Origin of the sequence: Prosthecomicrobium sp. N25 (assembly GCF_037203705.1) — a bacterium.
In the GTDB taxonomy this organism is placed as follows: domain Bacteria; phylum Pseudomonadota; class Alphaproteobacteria; order Rhizobiales; family Ancalomicrobiaceae; genus Prosthecodimorpha.
On sequence record NZ_JBBCAT010000001.1, the window covers coordinates 2091917 to 2113307 of the forward strand.

The following is a 21391-nucleotide window of genomic DNA, read 5'->3' on the forward strand; positions in this document are numbered from 1 at the left end:
GCCTACGCGAGTCAGCAAGGCGTGTTCGTCGCAAGGAGGGTGGGAAACCCCACTCCGACAGTGCGCTCCTCCAGCGGGCCATCAGGGACGAATGACATGCTCGTCACGGACGCTTGCGTCGTGGTGAAGATGTTCGTCCCGGAAACCGATTCAGCGAAAGCCGAAGCTCTCGCCGAATCCGATATGCCTCTTGCATTGCCCGAGCATGGTCTGGGGGAAGTCCTGGAGATTCTGCGTCGGAAGGTCGGGGCGGGGGAACTGGAGGCGTCGTCCTATTGGGAGGTTGTCGGCGCGCTTGCGCCTGGGTTCCAGAAATCGCCCTTGACGCCGCTCCTGAACGATGCCGCCGAGATTTCGTTGGAGACCGGAGTGTCGGTCTATGATGCGCTCTACCTCGCGCAGGCTGCCTCACTCGGGACACGCGTCCTGACGAGCGACGTGAAGATGCTGCGCAAGCTGAGGGGCAGCCGGTTCGAACGGCTGGCCATCGACCTGGCTTCCTGGGACCCGCCACGGGCCTCCGCCTTCCCCTGAACCGTCCTTGCCTCCCGCCGTCGACTCCCCTAAACCCTGTCCATGCACACCAACTCCGTCCTGATCGTCGATTTCGGCTCCCAGTTGACGCAGCTGATCGCGCGTCGCGTGCGCGAGGCCGGAGTCTATTCCGAGATCGTGCCCTACCAGAAGGCGGGCGACGCCCTCGCGGCCATGCGCCCGAAGGCCGTGATCCTGTCCGGCGGCCCGGCCTCGACGACCGAGGAGAACAGTCCGCGCGCGCCGCAGGCCGTCTTCGAGGCGGGAGTCCCGGTCCTCGGCATCTGCTACGGCCAGATGTGCATGGCCGAGCAGCTCGGCGGCCGGGTCGAGAGCGGCCATCATCGGGAATTCGGCCGCGCCCTGGTGGACGTCAAGCGCCCCTCCGCCCTGTTCGACGGCCTCTGGGGCGCCGAGGAGCGGCACACCGTCTGGATGAGCCACGGCGACCGGATCGTGTCCCTTCCGCCCGGCTTCGAGGTCGCCGGCACGTCCGAGAACGCGCCCTTCGCGATCATCCAGGACGAGGCGCGCAAGTTCTACGGCTTCATGTTCCACCCCGAGGTGGTCCATACCCCGGACGGCGCCAAACTCCTGTCCAACTTCGTGCACCGGATCGCCGGACTGCCGGGCGACTGGACCATGGCGGCGTTCCGGCAGGAGATGATCGCCAAGATCCGCGCCCAGGTCGGTCAGGGCAAGGTGATCTGCGGCCTCTCCGGCGGCGTCGATTCCGCCGTCGCGGCCGTCCTGATCCACGAGGCGATCGGCGACCAGCTCACCTGCATCTTCGTCGACCACGGCCTGATGCGATTGAACGAGGCCGAGGAGGTCGTCCGCCTCTTCCGCGGCCACTACAACATCCCGCTCGTGCATGTCGATGCGAGCGAGACCTTCCTGGGCGCGCTCGCCGGCGTCTCCGACCCGGAGCAGAAGCGCAAGATCATCGGCCGCCTGTTCATCGAGACCTTCGACGCCGAAGCCGCGAAGATCGGCGGCGCCGAATTCCTGGCCCAGGGCACGCTCTACCCGGACGTCATCGAGAGCGTCTCGGCGGTCGGCGGCCCGTCGGTGACGATCAAGTCCCACCACAACGTCGGCGGCCTGCCCGAGCGCATGAGGATGAAGCTCGTCGAGCCGTTGCGCGAGCTCTTCAAGGACGAGGTCAGGGCGCTCGGCCGCGAACTCGGCCTGCCCGAGGCCTTCGTCGGCCGCCATCCCTTCCCGGGCCCCGGCCTCGCCATCCGCTGTCCCGGCGGGATCACGCGGGAGAAGCTCGACGTGCTGCGCCGGGCCGACGCGATCTATCTCGACGAGATCCGCAAGGCCGGGCTCTACGACGCCATCTGGCAGGCCTTCGCGGTCCTGCTGCCCGTCCAGACCGTCGGCGTCATGGGCGACGGCCGCACCTACGAGCACGTGCTGGCGCTGCGTGCCGTCACCTCCGTCGACGGCATGACCGCCGATTTCTTCCACTTCGACATGGCCTTCCTCGGCCGCGCCGCGACCCGCATCATCAACGAGGTCCGCGGCGTCAACCGCGTGGTCTACGACGTGACCTCGAAGCCGCCGGGCACGATCGAGTGGGAATGATCCGATCGTCGCGCCGGACACGCCTAGAGCGCTCCGTCCTCCCCGGTTAGTCCGGGTGTCGGCGCCAGGATCGCCTGACCAGCATCTCCACGAAGGACCCGACCTTCGCTGGACGAAATCGGGCGGCCCGATAGACCGCGTGGATGCGGCCGGACGGCAGGGTGTCGGGCAGGACCGACGGCCCGCCGCCGGCGAGGGTCGCGGCCAGGACCGCCGGTATCGTGTCGATGGTCATCGTCAGGTTCATGCGCACCGTGCGACGATCGGCATTGCCCCCGGTGAAGTTTTAGACCGCAGGCTCCCTGAGTGCTCCGGGTGAGGCCGTCCGGCTCCTCGGCATCCGTATCGGCGCCGACAGGCCTCCCAGACTGGTCGCCATCGCCCGTTTCGACGCCGGATCGTCACCCGTCCGGCATCGGCAGCGCCACCCTCGTCGAGTTCCTGCACCCTCCTTCGAATGTGACCCGTCCTCCTCCGAGGCCTCGGATCGGATCGGGCCCGGATGCCTCCTGAGCGCAATTTCCCGGTGAACCGGGACCGAACCGGCGACTGCAGGCATGTTTCTCGGGATAACAACCGGTGGGTGCTCGAATTATATGGACACTCAGAGAGACTCATCCTAAGCACACTTGCAGATGACGAACTTCCTGGGGAGATCATGGTGTTTAAGAGCTCGTTTCAAAAAGGACTTTCGGTAATTCTGGTAGCCTTGGTCCTGGCTGGCTGCGCCTCCCGAGCCGACAATATTTCGGCCGCCTACGTGTCCCCGACCGGCTACATGAGCTACACCTGCCCGCAACTCAGGGAAGAAGCGGCGCGTGTATCAGCCCGGGCCACACAGCTGACCGGGGCTCAGAACGACAAGGCGACGAGTGATGCGGTCGCGACGACGGTCGGAGTCGTCCTGTTCTGGCCGGCGCTCTTCTTCATCAAGGGTGACAGCACGACTGCCGCGGAGCTGTCCCGGCTCAAGGGCGAAATGGAGGCCATCGAGCAGGCGAACATCAAGCTGAATTGCGGCATTCGCTTCGCTCGCCCGTCCTGAACGGTTCGGCGTCGGGCGGGAGCCTTGCTGGCTGCCAAAGCTCTCGATTGGCGGTGCGCGCCGGCTCCTCTAACCGTTCTGGAGCGCGCTCGGGTGCCGGGAGCCCCCCGCGAACTCACTGGAGCAGCATGGCGCCAAGGTGCTCTCTGTTCCGAGGTGCCCGCCGATCCCCGGCCCGCGCCGTCGTGTCCGCCCACGCCCGAGCCCGGTTGAATGCCGGCCCCCGCTCGTGCGACAACCGCCGTCACGTCACCCACCGGACCGGATCCGCGATGCTCCTCCTCGTCCTCGGCCTCTTCCTGTTCCTCGGCGCCCACACGCTGCCCATGTCCCGCGACCGCCGCGCCGGCCTGGTCGCGCGGCTCGGGGAGGGCGGTTACAAGGGGCTCTTCACGGCCCTCTCGCTCGCCGGCCTCGTGCTGATCGTCTGGGGCTACGGGCAGGCCCGCGCCGAGGGGGCGCTCCTTCTATGGGACCCGCCGCGCTGGACCCGCCACCTCGCGGCCCTGCTGCTCGTGCCGGTCTTTCCGCTCCTCGCGGTCGGCAAGCGTGACGGCTTCATCCGGGGCACGGTCAAGCACCCGATGCTGACCGCCGTGAAGCTCTGGGCGGCCGCCCACCTGATCGCCAACGGCACCCTGCCGGACGTCCTCCTGTTCGGCAGCTTCCTGGCCTGGGCGGTGGTGGACCGGATCTCCGTCAAGCGCCGCGGCGAGCCGAACCCGCCCCGTTCGCCCTGGACCCGCGGCGACACGATCGCGGTGGTCGCCGGCCTCGCGCTCTATGCCGCCTTCGCGTGGCGCCTGCACCTGTGGCTGATCGGCGTCAGTCCCTTCGGCTGAGCCGCCTCGCGGCCGGGCCGTCACCGCTTCGCCACGAAAAGGCGCGATTCCCGCGCCAGTGACGTTGCGCTCCGCGGCCGCGGTGTTTGCGGCCGGGGAGGGTTGCGGCTATGGTGCCGCCGCCTCGCGAGGGGCCGGCTGTGCCGCCGCCCGAATCCCGGAGATTCGGTGCGGTCGCCGATCCGTCTGGACGGGCCGACAAGACGAAGACGACAACTGCCCGGTGGGGATCGATGGCGGATATCTTCAATGAGATCGACGAGGACCTGAGGCGCGACCAGCTGAAGAGGCTGTGGGACCGCTACTCGACCCTGATTCTCGCCGTCGCCTTCCTGATCGTCGCCGGCGTCGCCGGCTGGCGCGGCTATGAATACTATCAGGCCCAGCAGGCGCGCGAAGTCGGCGAACGCTACTTCGCAGCCCTGAAGCTCTCCACCGACGGCGACCACAAGGGCGCCGAGGAAGCCTTCCGCCAGCTCGGCCGCACCGGCCACGGCGGCTATCCGCTCCTCTCCGCCCTGCGCGAGGCCGCCGAATCCGCCATGCAGGGCGAGACCGCCGCGGCCCTCAAGGCCTACGACGCCATCGCGGCGAGCCCCTCGACGCCGCCGACCTTCGCGGGCCTCGCCCGCATCCGCGCCGCCTACCTCGCCCTCGACGTCGAGGAGCGCCCGGCCGTGGAGGCGCGCGCCACCCCGCTCGTCGTCGGCGGCAATCCGTGGCGCCATTCCGCCCGGGAGGTCCTGGCGCTCGCGGCCTGGAAGGCCGGCGACGCCGAGGCCGCCAAGAAGCGGATCGACGAACTCCTGAACGATGCCGAAGTCCCGCGCGCCTTCACGGCCCGCGCCGAAATCCTGATGGCCCTGATCCGGGCCGCTGCCGGTCCGGCCAAGGCCGCGACCGCGCAGACCCAGTGAGGTGCACCAGATGCGGAAGTCCCTGCGCCTCGTCGTCCTGTCCGGTCTGGCCGCAGCCCTGTTGTCCGGCTGCACGTCGTCGGACGATATCTCCGACGCCATGATGGCGATCAATCCCTTCTCCGAGAAGGAGAAGATCCTCCCGGGAACGCGCATCCCCGTCCTGCCGGACCAGCAGCCCTCGCAACTCGTCACCCGCAAGCCGGTCTCCGTGCCGGGCCCGCGCGCCACCGGAAACTGGGGACAGGCCGGCGGCCCGCCCGGCAACAATCCGGGCCATGCCGCCCTCGAGGGCTCCGGCGGCACCCGCGTCTGGGCCGCATCCGCCGCCGACGTCGCCGCCGGCGGCCTGACGCGCGAGACGATCCGCGTCTTCGCGCGCCCCGTGGCCGCGGACGGCCGCATCTTCGTCTACGACCCGAACGGCAACGTCTCGGCCCACTCCGCCTCGGGCGGCGGCCGGCTCTGGCGCGTCTCGGTCCAGCGCGAGGGCGTGTCCGACGACCCGACCACGGGCGGCGGCGTCGCCTCCGACGGTCCGCGTGTCTATGCCGCCACCGGCTACGGCACGGTCGTCGCCCTCGACGCGTCGTCCGGCGGCAAGGTCTGGGAGAAGCGGATCGGCGAACCGGCCCGCAGCGCGCCGACCGTCGCGGACGGGAAGATCTTCGTCGTCAGCCAGGGCAACGTCGTCTACGCGCTCAACGCCTCGGACGGCAGCGAGGCCTGGTCGTTCCGCGGCGTGCCGGAATCCGGCGGTCTGCTCGCCTCCGCCAACCCGGCGGTGTCGGGCGGCAAGGTGGTGGTTCCCTTCACGTCCGGCGAACTGGTCGCCATCGACATCAAGACCGGCCAGGCCGCCTGGAGCGACGCCCTCGCCCGCGCCAGCCGGAACTATGCGGTGAGCGGATTGTCGGACATCGCCGCGAGCCCGGTCGTCGACGACGGCGTGGTCTACGCCACCGGGGTCGGCAGCCGCACCGTGGCCATCCAGCTGAAGGACGGCAACCGGATCTGGGAGAAGGCGATCGGCTCCGCCCACACGCCCGCGGTCGCCGGCAACGCCGTCTTCGTCGTCGACCTCGACGACAACCTCATCGCCATCGAGCGCAAGACGGGCGACGTCCTGTGGACGAACCGGCTGCCGGTGACCCGCGAGAAGAAGAAGCGGACCAACTGGGCCGGCCCGGTTCTGGCCGGTGGCAGCCTCTGGCTCGTCTCCAACGAGGGCGGCCTGATCGCGCTGAACCCGACCAACGGGCAGGTTGTCAACACCCTCTCCACGGGCGAGCCCGCGATGATCGCCCCCGTCGTGGCGGGCGGCAAGCTGATCGTCCTGACCGGCAGCGGAACGCTCGCCGCCTACAACTGATCGGAACCCGATGCGCCCGACCGTCGCCATCGTCGGCCGGCCGAACGTCGGCAAGTCGACGCTGTTCAACCGCCTCGTGGGCAAGCGCCTCGCGCTCGTCGACGACACTCCCGGCGTCACGCGCGATCGCCGCGAGGGTGACGCGCGCCTCGGCGACCTCGACTTCACGGTGGTCGATACCGCCGGGCTGGAGGAGGCCGAGGCGGAAAGCCTGACCGGCCGCATGCGGCTGCAGACCGAGGCGGCGATCCGGGACGCCGACGTCGTCCTCTTCCTGGTCGATTCGCGCGTCGGCGTGACCCCCATCGACGGCCATTTCGCCGAACTGGTGCGCCGCTCCGACACGCCCGTGATCCTGGTCGCCAACAAGGCCGAGGGCCGGGCCGGGGAGGCGGGCGCCTACGAGGCCTTCGGCCTCGGCTTCGGCGATCCCGTGCCGCTCTCCGCCGAGCACGGCGAGGGCATGGCCGACCTCTACGAGGCGCTGAGGCCCTATATCGACGCCGTCGCGCCGCCCCGGGACGAGACCGAGCCCGAGCCGGACGGGGAAGACGAGACCCCCGAGGCGCGCGCCGCCAAGCCACTGCGGATCGCCGTGGTCGGGCGGCCGAACGCCGGCAAGTCCACGCTCGTCAACGCCCTGATCGGCGAGGACCGGATGCTTACCGGCCCGGAGGCCGGCATCACCCGCGATTCCGTCTCGGTCGACTGGGAATGGCGCGGGCGGCGCATCAAGCTCTTCGATACCGCCGGCATGCGCCGCAAGGCGCGCGTCCAGGACAAGCTCGAGAAGCTCTCCGTCGCCGACACCCTGCGGGCGATCCGCTTCGCCGAAGTGGTGGTGCTCTGCCTCGACGCCACCACGCCCTTCGAGAAGCAGGATTTGCAGATCGCCGACCTGGTCGTCCGCGAGGGTCGTGCGATCGTGATCGCGCTGGACAAGTGGGATCTGGTCGAGGACCGCGTGAAGGCCTGGAAGGACTTGCGCGAGACCTGCGAACGCCTGCTGCCGCAGATCCGCGGCGTGCCCCTCGTGCGCCTGTCCGGCCTGACCGGGGAGGGGCTCGACGAACTCATGAAGGCGGTCATCAAGGTCGAGGAGGTCTGGACCCGCCGCGTCTCCACCGCTCAGGTGAACCGCTGGCTGGAGCACGTCCTGCAGCGCCATCCGCCGCCGGCCGTCTCCGGCCGCCGCATCAAGATCCGCTACGCCACCCAGGCGAAGACCCGTCCGCCGACCTTCGCGATCTTCTGCTCGCGGCCCGACGCCCTGCCGGACAGCTACACCCGCTACCTCGCCAACGACCTGCGCGAGACCTTCGACCTCGCCGGCATCCCGCTGCGGCTCAACATCCGCGGCGGCGGCGAAAATCCCTACGACAAGAAGAAGGACGGCTGACGGCCCCGGCGCCCGGGAGGCCGGGCCCCTTCGTCAGACCCAGGCCTGGTCCCGGTGTTCCCATATCCGGCCGCTCTCCGCGAGGTCGGGGGCGAGCAGGCGCAGGAGGGCCGGCACGAGGACCTCCGGCGGATCCAGGGTGTCGGGATCCTCGCCAGGCATGGCCTTGGCGCGCATGGCCGTCCGGATCGGCCCGGGGCTCAACAGGTTGGCCTTCACCCCGGCGATCTCCCCCTCCTGGGCGTAGGTGACCACCATCGCCTCCAGGGCCGCCTTCGACACCGAGTAGAGGCCCCAGAAGGCGCGCAGCCGGCGCGCTGCGCCGGAGGTGAGGAACACACAGCGGCCGCTGCCGGACCGCCGCAGGAGCGGGTCGAGCGAACGCAGCAGCCGCCAGTTGGCCGTGACGTTGACGGTCATCACCTCGTCCCACACCTTCTGGTCGAGATGGGCGAGCGGCGACAGCACGCCGAGCACGCCGGCATTGCCGACCAGCCCGTCCACCTGGCCGAAACGCTCGAACAGCGCCGCGCCGAGCCGGTCGATGCCGTCGAGATCCTTGAGGTCGAGGGGGACCAGCGTGGCGGCGCCGCCGAAGCCGCGGATCTCGTCGTCGAGCTCCTCGAGGCCCCCGACGGTCCGGGCGACGGCGACCACGTGGGCACCCGCCCGCGCCACCTCGCGCGCGAACACGCGTCCGATGCCCCGGGAGGCGCCGGTGACGACGACGATGCGTCCGGAGAGGGAGGGCTCGGCCATGAACGGTTCCACCTCGGAAAAAGTCCGGCGGGGTCCCGCCGGCCGGTTTCCAGTGGCCTATCGGCGGCCGCCGGTCAACTCGCTTCGGCGATCAGGTTGAGCTGCCGCACGTTGCTGGTCTGCGTCCGGTCGGTCAGCCGCGTCGGATACTCGCCCGTGAAGCAGGCGTCGCAATACTGCGGGATCTCGTTGTTGCGGCGCGCCTCGCCGACCGCCCGGTAGAGCCCGTCGATGCTCAGGAACGCCAGGCTGTCCACGTTGATGAAGCGCGCCAGCTCCTCGACCGACATCCTGGAGGCGATCAGCTTCGACTTCTCGGGCGTGTCGACCCCGTAGAAGCAGGGGTCGGTCGTCGGCGGCGAGGCGATGCGCATGTGCACCTCGGTCGCGCCGGCGTCCCGCACCATCTGGACGATCTTCTGCGAGGTGGTCCCGCGCACGATGGAATCGTCGACGAGCACCACCCGCTTGCCTTCGATCACCGCCCGGTTCGGATTGTGCTTGAGCTTGACGCCCATGTGGCGGATGGAATCGGTCGGCTGGATGAAGGTCCGCCCCACATAGTGGTTGCGGATGATGCCGAGGTCGAAGGGCAGGCCCGAGGCCTCCGCGAAGCCCATGGCGGCCGGCGTCCCCGAATCCGGGACGGGGATGACGACGTCGGCGGCCGCCGGCGTCTCGCGAGCCAGCTCGTGCCCGATCCGCTTGCGCACCGAGTAGATGCTCGTGCCGGCGATGAGCGAGTCGGGCCTCGCGAAATACACGTACTCGAAGATGCAGAAGCGTGACGGAACGGCCGCGAAGGGCTTCGAGCTCTCCACGCCCTCCTCGGTGATCACCACCATTTCCCCCGGCTCGATCTCCCGGATCACGCGCCCGCCGATGATGTCGAGCGCGCAGGTCTCCGAGGCCAGCACGAAGGCGCCGTCCACGTGGCCGAGCACGAGCGGCCGCACCCCGAGGGGATCGCGCACGCCGATCATCTTCTTCTCGGACAGCGCCACGAAGGCGTAGGCGCCTTCGATCTGCCGGAGCGCGTCGACGAAACGGTCGACCAGATGCGCCTTGTCGGAGGTCGCCGTCAGGTGGATGACCGTCTCCGTGTCGGAGGTCGACTGGAAGATGGAGCCGCGCTTCTGCAACTGCCGCTGCAACGTCATGGCGTTGGTGATGTTGCCGTTGTGCGCCACCGAGAAGCCGCCGCCGTGGAACTCCGCGAACATCGGCTGCACGTTGCGCAGGATCTGGCCGCCCGTCGTGGCGTAGCGCGTATGGCCGATCGCCCGGTTGCCCTTCAGCCGGTCGATCACGCTGGGCTTGGCGAAGTTGTCGCCCACCAAGCCGATATGCCGCTCCACGTGGAACTGCTGGCCGTCGTAGGAGACGATGCCGGCTGCCTCCTGGCCGCGGTGCTGGAGGGCGTGCAGCCCGAGCGCCGTCAGCGCACCGGCCTCCGGGTGCCCGAACACGCCGAACACCCCACATTCCTCGTGCAGCGTGTCGTCGTCGGCCTGGAAGGGAAATCCGATGTCCATCACGCCCGCTCCGCTCTCGTCCGTTCCCGATCCGCCTCGCCGGGGCATCCGCCCCCGCCGGGGCATCCGCCCCCACCCGGCACCGCACCGGGTGCCGATCGGCCGGCAGGCCGCGCGCCGCGCGGTCGGCCGGAGGGGCCGTGAGGTGGCCGCCTTCGGGCAGCGGTCCCGCAAGGCACCGCCCCCCTTCGGTCTCGTCCGGTCCGGGCCTGACGGGTTCCTGGTTCGCCCCGCCGCCGACACCGGCCGTCGCGTGACGGTGGACCCCCGCCGGGGTCTCGGAAAGTCAAAGCGCCGGCCGCCCGCTATATCGGACGCCCGGGGATGGATTTCCAGTCCCGAACCCTCATGGCACCTGCGCGTCGTCGCCGCGGGTACCTGCGCCTCACTGGCGCGTTGTGCCGGTGATCAGCTGGTCGAGCGACTTGCGCTCGCCGGTGTTGTAGGTGCCGGTCCGGTTGTCGGTCCGCTGCTGCGGAACTGGACGGGGATCCGCGTCCGGCTCGGCCGGGACGGTGTCGTTCCGGCCGCGGTTGCGCAGCTTGTTGAGGATCTGTTCCTCGGCGTTCTCCGGCAGCGCCGCGACCAGCTGCTGCCCGAGATAGTCGAGCACCGGCTTCGACTTGGCGCTCGACACCCATTTCGGCTGCTGCGCGGAGGGCACGAACCAGTTGAAGAACAGCATCGCGACGACCAGGAGCAGGAGGCCGCGCGCGGCGCCGAACAGGAACCCGGCGGACCGGTCGAGCGCCCCGAAGGCCGAATCGAGCACGAAGTCGGACATCTTCATGGTGATGTAGCTGACCACGATCAGCGTCACCACGAAGATGCCGCCGATGGTCACGCCCAGCGCCACGTACTCGTTGTTGATGTACTGCTTGGCATAGGGCAGGAGCGGCTTGTGGAAATAGTAGGCGGCGCCTGCGGCCGCTGCCCATGAGGCGATCGAGAACACCTCGCGGATGAGGCCTCGATACATGGCGAGGAGCGCGGAAACGAGCACGACGACGAGCACGATGCCGTCGAGAACCGTCAGGAAATCCATTGCGCCAAACCCGCCGCTCAGTATGACCCGCCGGCCTGCCGGCCCGGGAGCCTCTCGATACCACGATTCCCTGCCGCCCGGCGATCCCGGTCGAAGGCCACCGCGCCCCGGTCGGCCGGCGGCTGCCCGCCGGTGCCCGTCCCCGCGGCGATGCGGGCGACGAGGTCGACCAACGCGTCGACGCCCCCGACCCCCATCGTGGTCCCGGCGTCGCCGAGCGACGCTGCGGGGACCAGGCCGCCCGTGAAGCCGAGCCGCTCGGCCTCCTTCAGCCGCTGCTCGGCCCGCGCCACGGGCCGCACGGACCCGGACAGGCTGACCTCGCCGAAATAGACACTATTCCGCGGAAGAGCAACCCCGGTGGCCGAGGACACCAGCGCCGCCGCGACCGCCAGGTCGGCGGCCGGTTCCTGGATGCGCAGCCCGCCGGCGACGTTCAGGTAGACGTCGTGGCTCGAAAGCCGCACCCCGCAATGGGCGTCGAGCACGGCCAGGATCATGGACAGCCGGCTGCCGTCCCAGCCGACCACCGCGCGGCGCGGGGTACCGAGCGAGGTCGGCGCCACCAGGGCCTGGATCTCGACCAGGAGGGGCCGTGACCCTTCCATGCCGGCGAACACCGCCGCGCCCGGCGCCTTGCCGTCGCGCTCGCCCAAGAAGAGCTCGGAAGGGTTGGCGACCTCCTCGAGCCCGCGTCCCGTCATCTCGAAGACGCCGATCTCGTCCGTCGCCCCGAATCGGTTCTTCACGGCCCGGAGCACGCGGAACCGGTCGCCGCCGTCCCCCTCGAAGTAGAGCACCGCGTCGACCATGTGCTCGACCACCCTCGGTCCGGCGATCTGGCCGTCCTTAGTGACGTGCCCGACCAGCACGACCGCTGCGCCGCTCGCCTTGGCATAGCGGATCAGGGCCTGCGCCGCAGCCCGCACCTGCGTCACGGTGCCGGGCGCCGATTCGGCCGTCTCGGTCCACAGGGTCTGGATCGAATCGACCACCACCAGCGCCGGTGTCTCGCCCGCCTGCAGGGTCGCGAGGATGTCCTCCACGCTCGTCTCGGCGGCGAGCGCTACCGGAGCCCCGCCGAGGCCCAGCCGCTCGGCCCTGAGCCGCACCTGCGCGACCGCCTCCTCGCCCGACACGTAGACCACCCGATGCCCGCCGGCGGCGAGGCGTGCCGCCGCCTGGATCAGGAGCGTGGACTTTCCGATCCCCGGGTCGCCGCCGATCAGCACCGCCGATCCGCGCACGAAGCCGCCGCCGGTCACCCGGTCGAGCTCCGGCATGTGGCTGACGATCCGGGGCGCCTCCTTGGCCTCCCCCGAGAGGCCGACGAGGGGGAAGACCCGGCCCTTGCGCGCCGTCACCGCGATGCTGCGCGGGCCCGCGCCGACGCCCGAGCCGCCGTCGTCCTCCTCCGAGACCGTGTTCCACTCGCCGCAGCCGTCGCATCGGCCCGCCCAGCGTGCGGTCACCGTGCCGCAGTTCTGGCATACGAAGCGGCTTGAACGTTTCGCCATGGAATCGCCTCTCGGGAACGGATCGGGATGCTGCCCGATTGTTCTCGTTTTGTACAGGGGTTATCGGCGCCATTTGAGTAGGCTGGCGAATCCGTTCACGTCTCGTCGAGATAGGCACGTTGAAAGCGAAGGCCGAGGCCCGTGAGCACCTCGTAGTCGATGGTCCCCATGGCCGCCGCGACGTCCCCCAGCCCGACATGGTCGCCGATCAGTTCGACCGCCGTCCCGCGGCAGGCCCCCGGCACGTCGGTGACGTCGACGGCCATCAGGTCCATCGAGATCCGCCCGAGAATGGGGACGACCCGGCCGCCGATCGCCACCCGGCCGCCCGGCCGGCCGTCCTCGGCGGATGCGGCCCGGCGGTAGCCGTCCGCATAGCCGACGGACAGGATCGCGACCCGGGAATCCCGGCGCAGCGTCTCCGCCGCCCCGTAGCCGACCGTCTCCCCCGCCGCGACCCGGCGGATCCGGAGGATCGGCGCGGAGAGATGCAGGACGGGCATCATCGGCGAGGGCCGTCCGCTGCGCACCGCGCCGCCGTAGAGCGCCACGCCGGGCCGGACGAGCCCCGCCTGGTAGTCCGCCCCGAGGAAGATCCCCGCCGAGTTGGCGAGCGAGGCCGGCAGGCCGGGAAAGAGCGCCGCCGCGGCCCGGAACCGCTCGAGCTGCCGCCCGTTCAGCGGGTGCTCCGGCTCGTCCGCGCAAGCGAGATGGCTCATCACGAGATGCGGGTCCGCGGCCGCCAGCAGGTCCGCCCGGCCCGCGAGCGCCCGCGCCTCCTCGAGGTCGAGCCCGAGCCGGTTCATGCCCGTGTCGACATGCAGCGCGGAGGGGAGGGGGCGCCCCCGGGCGCGCCCGGCCGCCGCCCAGGCCTCGACCTCGTCGGGCGACCCGAGCACCGGCCGCAGCCCGGCGTCCGCCAGCACGTCGACGGCACCCGGAAAGAGCCCGTTGAGGACGTAGATCACCGCGTCGGGCGCCACCGTGCGGGCGCGCAGCCCTTCCTCCGGATGGGCCACGAAGAAGGTGAGGCAGCCGGCGTCGTGGAGCCGGCGCACGGCGGGGCCGATCCCGATCCCGTAGGCGTCGGCCTTGACCACCGCTGCGCATTCCGCCGGCGCCGCGCGCGCGGCGAGGTCGCGCCAGTTGGCCTCCAGGGCGGCGAGGTCGATGGTCAGGCGCGCCCCCGCGAGCCCGGTGTCGAGGGATTCGAGCGTCATGCCCGGAGTGGGCCCCCGGGTCGCAGCGGTGTCAAGGCGAGGCGCGCCCGCCCCTTGCCCCGCGCCGAGGCTCCGTGGGATCGTTCTTGCATCGTCAACCGCGGGCCGATTCCGATGCCGGAGAGCATATCCGCCTGGGCCCGGGGCCGGGTCGTCCGCTGGAACGACCCGGAGGGCTACGGCTTCCTGGCGCCCGACGCGGGCGGCCCGGACCTGTTCTTCCATGTCACCGCGCTCCCCTTCGGCGGCCGCCGGCCGGCGCCGGGCGAGACGGTGGAGTTCCAGCCCGGCCTCGACGAGCGGGGCCGCCCGCGCGCGGTGGCGGTCCGCTTCGAGGGCGGCTGGCTCGCCTTCCGCCCGCCGAGCCTGCCGACCGGCGTCGTGCTCGCCTTCCTGGCCCTCGTCCTCGCGGCGAGCCTCTGGCGCGGCCTGCCCTGGTGGACGCCGGCCGTCTACCTAGTCATGAGCGCCCTGTCGGGCCTCGCCTATACGGTCGACAAGGGCCGCGCCGAGCGCTTCGAGCGCCGCGTCTCGGAACGGACCCTGCACGCGCTCGATCTCCTCGGCGGCTGGCCGGGAGGCCTGATCGTCAGCCAGTCGCTCCGCCACAAGACCGCCAAGCTGTCCTTCCGGGTGATCTTCTGGGTGATCGCCGCCGCCCACGTGGCCTTCTGGCTGACGGTGCTCGGCGGCGCCCGCGTCTGGACCTACCTCTGACGCCGCTTCAGTGGACGGCGGGCCCCGTCCCCGCCACCGGGGCGCCGCGCCGCGTGACGAACGGAATGGCGGCGAGGCCTGCGAAGGTGACGGCCGCGAGCATCAGCCAGGCCTCGTCGACCGCGAGCGTCAGCCCGCCCTTCTCGATCAGCGGCCTCAGGTAGGCCATCGCCATCGGGTCGAGCGGCCCGGGCGCGCGGCCCTGTACGAGGCCCTCGGGGATGCCCAGGAAACGGGCGGCGTCGAGGTCCCCGGCCGTCAGCCGGTCGAGCAGCCGGCGTCCGTGCTCCTCCGCGCGGCCGAACAGCAGCGTGTCGACCAGCGCGATGCCGATCGCGCCGCCGAGGTTTCGCATCAGGTTGAAGAGCCCGCTCGCGTCCGGCACCCGCTCGGCCGGCAGGTGCCCGAGCGCGAGGCGGGTCGGCGGCAGCAGGCAGAGCATGATCGCTGCGCCGCGGACCACCTGGGGCAGGACCATCTCCCGCCCGTCCGTCTGCGGCGTGTCGAAGCCGGAGAGCGCCAGGCCGGCCCCGAACAGCGCGAAGCCGACCGCAGTCAGGATCCGCGGATCGAACCGCCGCTCGAGCTCCACCGCGACCGGGGCGCCGACCAGCTGGGCGAGGCCGGTCGCCAGCATGATCGTGCCGATCGCGAAGGCCCCGTGCCCGCGCACGAGGCCGAGGAAGACCGGCATCAGGTAGACCGAGCCGTAGAGGCCCATGCCGAGCACGAAGCTGAGCGCGCAGCCGATCGCGAAGTCCCGGTCTCGGAAGGTCGAGAGATCGACCACCGGTTTCGCCCGCCGCAGCGTCCGCAGCACGAAGACGAGGCCGGCAGCCACGAAGCCGACGAGGAGCCCGAGCACGACCGGCGATGTCCAGCCGCGGCCCGGCGCCTCCTTGAGCCCGATCTCGAGCGCGGCCAGGGACAGCGCCATGAGGGCCAGCGAGACGATGTCGAGCTCGGCCGCCACCCGCCGCTCCAGCGGCTCGCGCGGCAGGAGCGCCGCCCCGGCGAGCGCCGACAGCACCCCCGGCGCGACGTTCACCAGGAAGAGCCAGTGCCAGGAGGCGGTGTCGGTGATCCATCCCCCCGCCACCGGGCCGGCCGTCGGAGCGAGTACCGCCAGGAGGCCGGCGATCGTGGTTGCTCGCCCCTGCGTGGCGAAGGGGAAGAGCAGGAAGACGGCCGAGAAGACGGCCGGGATCAGCGTGCCGCCCGCGAAGCCCTGGAGCACCCGCCAGGCGACGAGCTGGCCGAAGCCGCTCGAGGCCGCGCAGCCGATCGACGCCAGGGTGAAGACCGAGACCGCCGCGATGAACAGCCGGCGCATGCCGAGCAGCCGCGTCAGCCAGCCGGTGAGCGGGATCGCGATCACCTCGGCGATCAGGTAGGCGGTCTGGATCCAGCTCATCCGGTCCGCCGGGATGTCCAGCGCACCGCGGATCGCCGGCAGCGACGTGGCCACGATCTGGATGTCCAGGATGGCCATGAACATGCCGACGCACATGGCGCCGAACCCGCCCCACAGGCGCAGGCCCGAGGGCGGCGTCATCGACCCTCGCTCCGGGCCCCGGCCAGCGCCGCGTCCTCGGCGCGGATCCGCACGACGAGGATCCCGGCGTTGAGGAGCGAGAACAGCGCCGCCGTCCCGGGCAGCCCGAAGGCGAGGGGCAGGAGCGCGATCTCGAGGACCACCACCACGTAGTTGGGATGGCGCAGGTAGCGGTAGGGCCCGCGCGCCACGAGCGGCGCGCCCGGTACCACGATGATCCGCGTCGTCCAGCGCTCCCCGAGGCTCGCCAGCGTCCAGACCCGGAGCGCCTGCACGGCCGCATAGGCCCCGACGAGGGGCCAGGACAGGGTGACGGGCCCCGGGGGCAGCCCCAAGGCCGCCAGCCAGAGGACGACGAGCCATAGGCCGTGCACCGCCACCATCGCCGGGTAGTGCGCGCCGCCCACCTCGTAGGCCCCGCGTGCGGCGAGCCGCCGCTCGTGCCGGGCCGACAGCACGAGCTCCCCGAGGCGTTGTAGCGTCACCAGCGCGAGGACGAGAACCGCTGCGCTCATGCGGCCGCCCGCGTCAGCGACACGCAGGTCGTGGTGAAGCCCGGCCCCATGGCGAGCATAGCGGTGCGCTCCGGCAAGGCGCCGTCCGCCATCACGCGCTCCAGGATGAACCAGACCGTCGGGGCCGACATGTTGCCGTAGTCGACCAGCACTCCGCGCTCGTGGTCGAGCGAGCCCTGGTCGAGGCCGAGCGTCCGCTCGATCGCGGCGACCACCTTCACGCTGCCGGGGTGGCAGACGAAGCGGCCGACGTCGTCGGGGACGAGGCCGAGCCGGTCGAGCATGCCGCGCACCGCCGGGCCGAGGTTCTTCTCGGCGAAGTCCGGCACGTTCGGGGCGAGGATCACGCCGAGGCCCACCGTGTCCATGCGCCAGCCCATCACGCCGAGCGTGTCGGGCCACATATGCTCGGCCGAGCCCTCGATCGCCGCGATCCCGCCGCCGTCGCCGGCGCGCAGCACGCAGGCCGCCGCCCCGTCGCCGAAGAGCGCGGAGGAGACGATGTTGGCCTTGTCGAAGCGGTCCGGCTGGAAGCCGAGCGAGCAGCACTCGATGGCGACCATCAGCACCGTCGACCCCGGGTCCGCGGCGGCGAGCCGCCCCGCGATGGAGAGCCCCGACACGCCGCCCGCGCAGCCGAGCCCGAAGATCGGCACGCGCCGCACGTCCGGGCGGAACCCCATGCGCGCCGCGACCCGGGCCTCGAGCGTCGGCGTAGCCACGCCGGTCGCCGTCAGGGTGACGACCGTGTCGACGTCCGCGGCGGTCAGGCCCGCCCGGTCGAGCGCCCGCCCCGCGGCCTCGATGAAGAGATCGCCCGCGCCGTCCAGGAAGGCCTGGCTCTTCTCCGGCCAGCCTTGCGGCTCCAGGTACCAGGCGGCCGGCTTGATCGTGTGCCGCTGGCGCGTGCCCGCCGTCGCGAAGACGCCCCTCAGGGCGTCGAAGGACCCGGGCCGGCGGCTGAAGATCCGCTCCACCGCCTCGGCCGCCTCCGCCTGTGTAACGACGTGGGGCGGCAGCGCCGTCCCGAAGGAAACCAACCTGGCCCGCTCGCCCCCCTCGGTCGACCGGTTCCGATTACGCTGTTCCATCCGAATGCCTCCGGACGGCCCCGGCGCCCCCGGACCCGCCGTCCTGGAGCCGACTGTTCCACGCCGAACCCGTCATGAAGATTACGCCCGGGACGTCCCGTTCGGACGCAGGCCCGGGATCACGAGATCGTGTCACCGGCATCGCCCTGGACGTGCGGTGCCTCCCAAATCCGGCGGGCCCCACGGTCTCGCCTGGAGGCCGTGGCGCCTCCCGCGCGACCGCAGGTCGCAGCCTGGGGCGTTCGGATAGGGCCGCGACCGATCCCTGACGCTCCCAATCGCCCCAACAAGCATCGGTAATCTTTGCGAGGCATTAGCAAAGATGACGTAGCGTTACCTGCCGCGCGACTCAACACTCGGAGACAGGCGCACGTGACGGACTCGGATTGGCAAGTCAGACTCGTCGGCAAGAACTACGCGATTGCGATTGCGATTCTTGCTGGCATTTCGCTCGCCAGCTTCCTGTCCATACACGCCTCGCTGGTGGCTCAGGCGGTCCACGTCGAGCTCGGCATACGGTCGAGCGAACAGTCGCAGAATTTCAATCGTGTCCAGACGGCGACGCGCGCCCTGATGAGCTACGTTGAGCGCCCGGACACCTCGGACGCGCAGATCCGTCGCCTGGGCCGGCAGCTGAAGGAACGGATCGAGGATTTCGACCGGGTCAATGCCCGCATCATCGAGATCATCCAGACCGGAGACAGATCCCTGTGGTTCTCGGTGCCGGACTCGATCCGCAGGGTCTATTTCGAGGAGCCTTACAAGCTGCAGGACGGCCTCCGCGCCATGAGCGAGCGGTCGACCGTCCTGGCGACGATGGAGCCGGGCGAATTGCGCCGGGCGGTCGTTCACTGGAGCCTGATGGATTTCACCCTCTCGTCGGGCACGACCATCCTGAAGGGTTTCGACGGGGCCCTGGAGAAGATCCACGCCGGCTCGCTCGAGCACGTCGCGCGCGTCGAACGCATCCACATCGCGATCACGCTGTTGACCTTGGTCGTCCTCGGCGGCGAGGTCCTCTTGATCTTCGGTCCGATGGTCCGTCGGCTGGGTGCCTACAACCGCGCGGTAGCCGAGGCCCGCAACGAGCTGGACCGGATCGCCTACTCGGATCCGCTGACCGGCACCGGCAACCGGGCGCGCTTCACGAAGGCGCTCGCGGTCGCGATCGAACGCGTTCCCCAGGACGGCGGCTTCGCCCTGATCCTCTGCGATCTCGATCGCTTCAAGGCCGTCAACGATGCGTTCGGACACCAGGTCGGAGACCGGCTCCTGGCCGAAATGTGTCGCCGGATCCAGTCGGTCATCGAGCCGACGGCCATGCTGGCGCGGCTCGGCGGCGACGAGTTCGCGATCCTGGTTCCCGGGATGACGGAGGTCGACCGTCTCGCCGGCCTCATCGCCCGCATCCGCGCGGCCACGTCCCGCACGTGGAACTGGAACGGCTCGGAGATCGACGTCTCGTCGAGCGTCGGAGGCGCGCTTTGCCCGCTGCATTCCGATGATCCCGACCGTCTCCTCGCCTATGCCGACAAGGCCCTCTACGCGGCCAAGCAGCCGGGGCCGCATCATCAGGTCTTCGACCAGACGCTCCGCCGCGAAAGCGACGAGGAGGCGACGCTGCTCCGGGAATTCGGACGTGCCTTCGCGGACCGGGAGTTCGAGGTCCACTACCAGCCGAAGGTGCGCACCGCGGATGGGTCCATCGTCGGGCTCGAGGCCCTGGTCCGCTGGCGTCATCCCGAGCGCGGACTGCTCGCCCCGGCCGCCTTCCTGACCGCCCTGCACCGGGCCGGCCGATCGGTGGACCTCACCAAGGTCGTTCTCGACCTCAGTTTGCGCGACGTGGAGAGCCTTCGCGGGCATGGCCTGCACGTCGGCCCCGTGGCGGTCAACATGCCGGAGGCCATGCTGGCCGGGAACCTGGCCTGTTCGGAGATCCTGGAGGCGCTCGAGCGTCACGGCATTTCGCCCGACGCGTTGTCGATCGAGATCACCGAGGACGTCCTCATGAGCCGGGCCGCCGAAACGATCCAGGCGTCCGTCAAGGCCATCTCGGACCTCGGCATTCGGGTGGCGTTCGACGACTTCGGCACGGGCTTCGCCTCCCTCAGCCACCTCCGCGACTTCACCTTCGACGAACTCAAGATCGACCGCAGCTTCGTGGCCGAAATCGGAACCAACCCCATGAGCGAGCAGATCATCCGCTCCATCGTGTCGCTGGGCCGCTCCCTCGGCAAGGCGGTGGTCGCCGAAGGCGTCGAGACCGAGGCACAGCGTCGGTTCCTGGTCGGTGAGGGTTGCCTGACCGCACAGGGCTACCTCTTCGCCGCGCCCATGCCCTTCGAAGCCCTCACGGGCTGGCTCACAGCCCTGCGGGCCCCCGAGTTGCGCAGGGTCGCGGACCGCCGCCCCCGCCCGACGGCCAGTCGCCTGAAGCATGTCCCCTGAACAGGAAAGAACGTCCGCATGTCGCGCCCTCGTTCCGCCGCTCCGGCTGCCGCCCGCGCCGCTCTCTGGGGCAACCTGTGCGTCGTCCTCTCCGGCGGCCCCGCCCTGGCGGCCGAGATCGAGGTGCTCCACTATTGGATCTCGCCCAGCGAGCGTGCCGCCCTCGACACCATCCGCGAGGCCTTCGAACGGCGCGGCGGTCAATGGATCGACGAGCCGGCGGCGCGCTCGATCGACCTGAGGCGGCGGCTGGTCGAGCGCGCCGCCGACGGCCTCCCGGTGCCTGCCTTCCAGTGGATGGGCGGTGAGGTCGAGGAACTTCGGCGCCTTGACGCAGCCGTACCGGTCCCCGGGGCGGCGGCGTGGATCGACAAGCTGCCGGAGAGCGTTCGCGCTCAGATCATGTCCGACCAGCAGCCCTACATGGCCCCGGTTGGCATCCACATCGAGAACAAGCTCTGGCTCAGTGCCCGCCTGCTCGCCGAGAACGGGCTGCCCGTCCCGCGCAGTTGGGACGAGGTCGTCGCGATCGGGACAACGCTCGCCGCCAAGGGCGTCGCGCCGGTCGTGACGGGCGGCGAGATCTGGCAGCAATCGCTGATCGTCCGTGCGGTCCTGGCCGAGTCGCAGTCCGACGAGCCGAACCGCACCGACGCCCAGACGCACTGGCGGCGCTACGTCACGTCTGCGTCCTTCCGCAGGGCCGTCCACCACCTGGCCGCCCTCAAGCCTCTGGTCAGGCCTCCGAGCCGGGGGGACGGCTGGGTGGACGCCCTGGTCGACGTCGGGGAGGGCCGTGCCGCCATGACCTTCATGGGCGACTGGGCGAAGGGCGAATACGCAAGGCACGGAATGAAGGTCGACAAGGATGTCTTGTGTGCAGTGCCGCCCGGCAATGAAAAAGTCATGACCCTGGTCGTCGACGGCTTCGCCTTCTCGGCTGCCGACGACAGGGAGACCCTGGAGGCCCAGCGGCTCCTGGCCGACACCCTGATGGATCCGGAGGTGCAGCTCGCCTTCGCGCTCGACAAGGGCTCAGCGCCGACCCGCAAGGACGTGCCGCCGAACCGGCTCGATTCCTGCTCGGTGGCGGACCGGGCGAAGCTGGAGGATCCGCGCGTCCGCAAGGACCAGATCCGCATCGACGCCCGCAGGGGCGTCGGCGCCCTGCGGGTCTGGGACCTCCTGATCCGCCTGCTCGTCGACCCGGCCTTGAGCGAGGAGGAAGTGCTCGCCCGCATCGACCGGCTGGCGGCCGAAGCGGAGTAGGAAGCGGCGCGACGG

The 21391-nt window shown here is 70.7% G+C and carries 19 protein-coding genes; 10 read left to right on the plus strand and 9 right to left on the minus strand.

The genetic code is table 11. The annotated features are described in order from the left end of the window. Nucleotides 1-96 precede the first annotated feature (96 nt). Nucleotides 97-534: a type II toxin-antitoxin system VapC family toxin gene (locus WBG79_RS09440; protein WP_337356853.1), complete on the plus strand. Its 438-nt coding sequence runs from the start codon at nt 97-99 to the stop codon at nt 532-534. A gap of 42 nt (nt 535-576) precedes the next feature. Further along, on the plus strand, nt 577-2127 hold the full coding sequence (guaA, locus tag WBG79_RS09445; protein ID WP_337356854.1) for a glutamine-hydrolyzing GMP synthase: 1551 nt from the start codon (nt 577-579) through the stop codon (nt 2125-2127). A gap of 46 nt (nt 2128-2173) precedes the next feature. Here the strand turns inward: guaA and WBG79_RS09450 are convergent, their stop codons facing one another. Next, on the minus strand, nt 2174-2374 hold the full coding sequence (locus WBG79_RS09450) for a hypothetical protein (RefSeq protein ID WP_443147421.1): 201 nt from the start codon (nt 2372-2374) through the stop codon (nt 2174-2176). Nucleotides 2375-2785: 411 nt separating this feature from the next. On the opposite strand from WBG79_RS09450, the gene WBG79_RS09455 reads away from it, so the two are divergent. From WBG79_RS09455 to der, 5 genes are all read left to right on the plus strand, one after another. After that, nucleotides 2786-3172 (plus strand): hypothetical protein, encoded by a 387-nt coding sequence (locus tag WBG79_RS09455; RefSeq protein ID WP_337356855.1) that lies wholly within the window; start codon nt 2786-2788, stop codon nt 3170-3172. 272 nt (nt 3173-3444) lie between these two features. Further along, nucleotides 3445-4014 carry an NnrU family protein gene (locus tag WBG79_RS09460; RefSeq protein ID WP_337356856.1) on the plus strand — a complete coding sequence of 190 codons (570 nt, stop codon included), beginning with the start codon at nt 3445-3447 and terminating at the stop codon, nt 4012-4014. 233 nt (nt 4015-4247) lie between these two features. Next, a complete protein-coding gene (locus WBG79_RS09465) occupies nt 4248-4931 on the plus strand; it encodes a tetratricopeptide repeat protein (RefSeq protein WP_337356857.1) in 684 nt (227 codons plus the stop codon). A gap of 10 nt (nt 4932-4941) precedes the next feature. Continuing rightward, nucleotides 4942-6303, plus strand: coding sequence for an outer membrane protein assembly factor BamB family protein (locus WBG79_RS09470; protein WP_337356858.1), 1362 nt, complete (start codon nt 4942-4944; stop codon nt 6301-6303). A gap of 10 nt (nt 6304-6313) precedes the next feature. Then, the gene (gene der, locus WBG79_RS09475; RefSeq protein ID WP_337356859.1) at nt 6314-7702 is read left to right on the plus strand and encodes a ribosome biogenesis GTPase Der; all 1389 of its coding nucleotides are present in this window, start codon (nt 6314-6316) and stop codon (nt 7700-7702) included. 33 nt (nt 7703-7735) lie between these two features. Here the strand turns inward: der and WBG79_RS09480 are convergent, their stop codons facing one another. The 5 genes from WBG79_RS09480 to alr all read right to left on the minus strand — a co-directional run bounded on the left by WBG79_RS09480 (nt 7736) and on the right by alr (nt 13778). Beyond that, complete coding sequence (locus WBG79_RS09480; RefSeq protein WP_337356860.1) at nt 7736-8461, minus strand: SDR family NAD(P)-dependent oxidoreductase; 726 nt, start codon at nt 8459-8461, stop codon at nt 7736-7738. A 74-nt stretch (nt 8462-8535) separates the two neighbouring features. After that, a complete protein-coding gene (gene purF, locus WBG79_RS09485) occupies nt 8536-9996 on the minus strand; it encodes an amidophosphoribosyltransferase (RefSeq protein ID WP_337356861.1) in 1461 nt (486 codons plus the stop codon). 385 nt (nt 9997-10381) lie between these two features. Continuing rightward, nucleotides 10382-11041 carry a CvpA family protein gene (locus WBG79_RS09490; RefSeq protein ID WP_337356862.1) on the minus strand — a complete coding sequence of 220 codons (660 nt, stop codon included), beginning with the start codon at nt 11039-11041 and terminating at the stop codon, nt 10382-10384. 17 nt (nt 11042-11058) lie between these two features. Further along, complete coding sequence (gene radA, locus WBG79_RS09495; RefSeq protein WP_337356863.1) at nt 11059-12558, minus strand: DNA repair protein RadA; 1500 nt, start codon at nt 12556-12558, stop codon at nt 11059-11061. A gap of 95 nt (nt 12559-12653) precedes the next feature. Beyond that, a complete protein-coding gene (gene alr / locus WBG79_RS09500; protein ID WP_337356864.1) occupies nt 12654-13778 on the minus strand; it encodes an alanine racemase in 1125 nt (374 codons plus the stop codon). A gap of 114 nt (nt 13779-13892) precedes the next feature. Here alr and WBG79_RS09505 point away from each other — a divergent pair, with 114 nt between their 5' ends. Further along, nucleotides 13893-14495: a cold shock and DUF1294 domain-containing protein gene (locus tag WBG79_RS09505; RefSeq protein ID WP_337356865.1), complete on the plus strand. Its 603-nt coding sequence runs from the start codon at nt 13893-13895 to the stop codon at nt 14493-14495. A 7-nt stretch (nt 14496-14502) separates the two neighbouring features. Here the strand turns inward: WBG79_RS09505 and WBG79_RS09510 are convergent, their stop codons facing one another. From WBG79_RS09510 to WBG79_RS09520, 3 genes are read right to left on the minus strand one after another with little or no spacing between them, the layout of a single operon-like run. Further along, a complete protein-coding gene (locus tag WBG79_RS09510) occupies nt 14503-16050 on the minus strand; it encodes a DHA2 family efflux MFS transporter permease subunit (RefSeq protein ID WP_337356866.1) in 1548 nt (515 codons plus the stop codon). After that, the gene (locus tag WBG79_RS09515; RefSeq protein ID WP_337356867.1) at nt 16047-16565 is read right to left on the minus strand and encodes an isoprenylcysteine carboxyl methyltransferase family protein; all 519 of its coding nucleotides are present in this window, start codon (nt 16563-16565) and stop codon (nt 16047-16049) included. Before WBG79_RS09515 ends, WBG79_RS09510 begins: the two co-directional genes overlap by 4 nt. Beyond that, complete coding sequence (locus WBG79_RS09520) at nt 16562-17656, minus strand: type III polyketide synthase (protein ID WP_337356868.1); 1095 nt, start codon at nt 17654-17656, stop codon at nt 16562-16564. The genes WBG79_RS09515 and WBG79_RS09520 overlap by 4 nt, the downstream gene beginning before the upstream one ends. 372 nt (nt 17657-18028) lie before the next feature. Between WBG79_RS09520 and WBG79_RS09525 the strand changes: the two genes are divergently transcribed. Together WBG79_RS09525 and WBG79_RS09530 are read left to right on the plus strand one after the other, a co-directional pair. Then, the gene (locus tag WBG79_RS09525) at nt 18029-20107 is read left to right on the plus strand and encodes a putative bifunctional diguanylate cyclase/phosphodiesterase (RefSeq protein WP_337356869.1); all 2079 of its coding nucleotides are present in this window, start codon (nt 18029-18031) and stop codon (nt 20105-20107) included. 18 nt (nt 20108-20125) lie between these two features. Beyond that, nucleotides 20126-21376 (plus strand): ABC transporter substrate-binding protein, encoded by a 1251-nt coding sequence (locus WBG79_RS09530; protein ID WP_337356870.1) that lies wholly within the window; start codon nt 20126-20128, stop codon nt 21374-21376. The last annotated feature ends 15 nt before the right edge of the window (nt 21377-21391 follow it).

Coding starts and splice junctions, on each gene's coding strand:
- WBG79_RS09530 (WP_337356870.1), top strand. CDS start 20,126: ATGTCGCGCCCTCGTTCCGCCGCTCCGGCTGCCGCCCGCGCCGCTCTC.
- purF (WP_337356861.1), bottom strand. CDS start 9,996: ATGGACATCGGATTTCCCTTCCAGGCCGACGACGACACGCTGCACGAG.
- der (WP_337356859.1), top strand. CDS start 6,314: ATGCGCCCGACCGTCGCCATCGTCGGCCGGCCGAACGTCGGCAAGTCG.
- WBG79_RS09450 (WP_443147421.1), bottom strand. CDS start 2,374: ATGAACCTGACGATGACCATCGACACGATACCGGCGGTCCTGGCCGCG.
- WBG79_RS09505 (WP_337356865.1), top strand. CDS start 13,893: ATGCCGGAGAGCATATCCGCCTGGGCCCGGGGCCGGGTCGTCCGCTGG.
- WBG79_RS09440 (WP_337356853.1), top strand. CDS start 97: ATGCTCGTCACGGACGCTTGCGTCGTGGTGAAGATGTTCGTCCCGGAA.
- WBG79_RS09515 (WP_337356867.1), bottom strand. CDS start 16,565: ATGAGCGCAGCGGTTCTCGTCCTCGCGCTGGTGACGCTACAACGCCTC.
- WBG79_RS09465 (WP_337356857.1), top strand. CDS start 4,248: ATGGCGGATATCTTCAATGAGATCGACGAGGACCTGAGGCGCGACCAG.
- WBG79_RS09510 (WP_337356866.1), bottom strand. CDS start 16,050: ATGACGCCGCCCTCGGGCCTGCGCCTGTGGGGCGGGTTCGGCGCCATG.
- WBG79_RS09455 (WP_337356855.1), top strand. CDS start 2,786: ATGGTGTTTAAGAGCTCGTTTCAAAAAGGACTTTCGGTAATTCTGGTA.
- WBG79_RS09470 (WP_337356858.1), top strand. CDS start 4,942: ATGCGGAAGTCCCTGCGCCTCGTCGTCCTGTCCGGTCTGGCCGCAGCC.
- WBG79_RS09460 (WP_337356856.1), top strand. CDS start 3,445: ATGCTCCTCCTCGTCCTCGGCCTCTTCCTGTTCCTCGGCGCCCACACG.
- guaA (WP_337356854.1), top strand. CDS start 577: ATGCACACCAACTCCGTCCTGATCGTCGATTTCGGCTCCCAGTTGACG.
- WBG79_RS09490 (WP_337356862.1), bottom strand. CDS start 11,041: ATGGATTTCCTGACGGTTCTCGACGGCATCGTGCTCGTCGTCGTGCTC.
- alr (WP_337356864.1), bottom strand. CDS start 13,778: ATGACGCTCGAATCCCTCGACACCGGGCTCGCGGGGGCGCGCCTGACC.
- WBG79_RS09520 (WP_337356868.1), bottom strand. CDS start 17,656: ATGGAACAGCGTAATCGGAACCGGTCGACCGAGGGGGGCGAGCGGGCC.
- radA (WP_337356863.1), bottom strand. CDS start 12,558: ATGGCGAAACGTTCAAGCCGCTTCGTATGCCAGAACTGCGGCACGGTG.
- WBG79_RS09480 (WP_337356860.1), bottom strand. CDS start 8,461: ATGGCCGAGCCCTCCCTCTCCGGACGCATCGTCGTCGTCACCGGCGCC.